Source organism: Sellimonas catena (assembly GCF_027924685.1).
Lineage (GTDB): Bacteria > Bacillota > Clostridia > Lachnospirales > Lachnospiraceae > Sellimonas > Sellimonas catena.
Map to the genome: position 1 here is coordinate 1 of NZ_BSBO01000081.1, position 2,622 is coordinate 2,622.

Genomic DNA, 2,622 nt, shown 5'->3' on the forward strand with positions numbered 1-2,622 from the left:
TGGATATACCGGTGCGCTGAAAGCGCCTGTCCGGTGTTTTGGAAATCACCTGTCCGAAAAGAGGAAATCACTGTTCCAGACAGATAATAAATGTGGCGGAGCCGCCATCCTGAAAAATAGAACCTCCAGGATGGGGACGCCAGTTGGCTGTTAACGATTATTCGCTCAGCGCCGGATCCAAGCCGTATACTTCTCTCATAGAGCGATAGTTGGATGGATCAGTTGGAACGATATTGATCTTGTAGGCATCGTGCATGATGCGGTCAAGGATGGCTTCAGCAAGAGGGCTGTCATCGCCACCGAGCTGGTCGTACCATCCGCTGGGATCGTACTGGGAGCAGAAGATCGTGGAGGATTTCTTCCGTCTTCTGTGGAGCAGTTCCAAAATGTCATGCTGTTCCGTTTCTGTCGGCTTCAACAAGAGCCACTCATCAATGATGAGCAGGACGGGGTTGGCATACTTGGCCTGAACCTTCTTGTAGGTGCCATCTGTACGCGCCAGATCAAGCTCCAGGAGCATATCGGGCAGGCGCACATACTTTGTTTTATAGCGCTGTTTGCAGGCCTCCATACCGAAAGCGCAGGCCATGTAGGTCTTCCCACTCCCGGTAGCACCTGTGATGAACAGGTTTCGGTGCTCCGTGATGTACTCACAGGTTGCGAGACGTTCGATCAGACCGCGGTTAAGTTTCCGGCCGGAAGTATAGTTGATATCAGCGATGTAAGCTTCCGGCTGATCGAACCCGGCTCCCTTGATCAGACGCTTCAGACTGTTGTTCTTACGGTTATTGTATTCGATGTCGACCAGAAGGCCGAAGCGATCCTCGAACGGAACATCCTTCATCCTTGGATCATCCATCTGTGTGATAAAGGCATCTGACATAGAAGTCAGTCGCATTTCAATAAGTTTGTCGATTGTACTCTGATTGGTCATGGTTCTTACCTCCTGTAGTAGTCAGCACCACGAGTGATGGCGTGCTTGTTCTGAGTTGATGCAGAGTCGGGAGTCTGTAACTCCGGTTCCATCTTTTCCCGCCCGGCTGCCAAGATGTTTTTGATACTCTTGTAGCTGGGACTCGCTGTGTAGGAAAGCGCCTTCCGGCACGCTGCTTCCAAACGCTCAGCAGAGTATTTATCTGCCAGTTTCAGAAGCCCCATACAGCTTCGGTAGGACTGCTGCTCCACCCTCTGGGAGGCAAGAATCGCATGAACAACCTTGCACGTATTGGTTCCAATCCGCTCAGCCCATTTGCGGAAACGGTCGCCGTTCCATTCCAGATATTTCTGGTGATCGGCGGGCATATGTTCCGTAACAGTGCTGTATTGCCCCTTTCGGCCATACAGACGGTGGTGGGAAGCAATGCGGTTGTGATTGTAAAAGATTTCGATAATCGTGTCAGTTACCCGCACATCCACCTTGCGTTTGATGTATTCGTAAGGAACGGAGTATAGCATTCCATCGATGGATATGTGATAATTGAACTGAACGGTGGCTTTTTTCCATTCCGCCAGTTCATAAGGGGTAGCCGGTAGCTTGGCCAGTAATGGCAGTTCTTCGTCGCGGAAGATCTCGTATCGGGTACCCTCTTTCTTTTGAAAAGGACGGTTTACGAATTCCTCCAGCTTCCTGCGGATGGACTTGTTCAGCTCGGCCAGCGAAAAGAACTGTTCATTACGGAGCGCCGCGGTAATCCAGGTAGAAATGACACCTACAGAGCCCTCGACATTTGGCTTGTCCTTCGGTGACCGGATGCGGGCCGGGATGATAGCCGTGTTGTAGTGCTCAGCCATCTCATGGTAGATGGTATTGAGTTCCTGATTGTACCAGTCGTTGTTGTGGATCACTGCAGTTGTGGTATTATCAGGCACCAGAATACGAGTTACACCGCCGAAGTACTCATACATATGAACATGCGCAGTAATCCATGAGCGCTGCTTTTCATTCATAAAAGCCTCAACATAAGGATACTGGCTGTATGCCATGACACCCACAAAGAGAAATGCGGGGATGATCTCGCCGGTATCCGGATCAGTGATCTGCGCAGGATCTCCTGCCCAGTCAACTTCGATCTGCTCGCCAGGCTTTCGGTTGATATGCATGGTTGCGCGGCGCTTCTGTTCATCCTGCTGGATGTAATAACAGAACTGGGAATACATGAGTGGCTCATCACCGGACTGGCGGCATTCCTCCAGGTACTCCGTCCAGAGGAGTTTCTTGTTGACACCGTTGCGGAGCAACTCCTTCTGGATGTAGTTGAAATCCGGCATCCGTTTTTGTTTGGATACTTTTGATTCCCTGGGAAACATCAGCTTCTGAAGCGCTGCATCTGTCAAGGTTTCATCCAACGGCCAGGATAAATGCATTTCCCGCGCTCGTTTTTGAACCTTGACTACGGTTTTCTGCGAAACACCGATGCTTTGAACAATGTTTCGCTGTGACAGTCCCAAAGCGGTCAGCCTGAGGATCTCACGATACTTGGTCATTGTCTTGTGACCTCCTTATAATAGATTTACATCTTGCGATGCATGTCTCTATTATAAGGCTCTGGAATGTGATTTCCTGTCCCGGAACAGTGATTTCCGCTTATCCGGAATAGTGATTTCCTAACGCCGGACTGGTGA

Annotated in this window: 2 protein-coding genes; both read right to left on the reverse strand. The window is 50.2% G+C overall.

Annotated features, from left to right (window positions below):
• Positions 1–157: 157 nt before the first annotated feature.
• Positions 158–934, reverse strand: a complete 777-nt coding sequence (locus tag Selli1_RS18060) for an ATP-binding protein (RefSeq protein WP_138374146.1) — start codon at positions 932–934, stop codon at positions 158–160.
• 5 nt (positions 935–939) lie between these two features.
• A complete protein-coding gene (gene istA / locus Selli1_RS18065) occupies positions 940–2,484 on the reverse strand; it encodes an IS21 family transposase (protein ID WP_138374147.1) in 1,545 nt (514 codons plus the stop codon).
• Between the last annotated feature and the right edge of the window lie 138 nt (positions 2,485–2,622).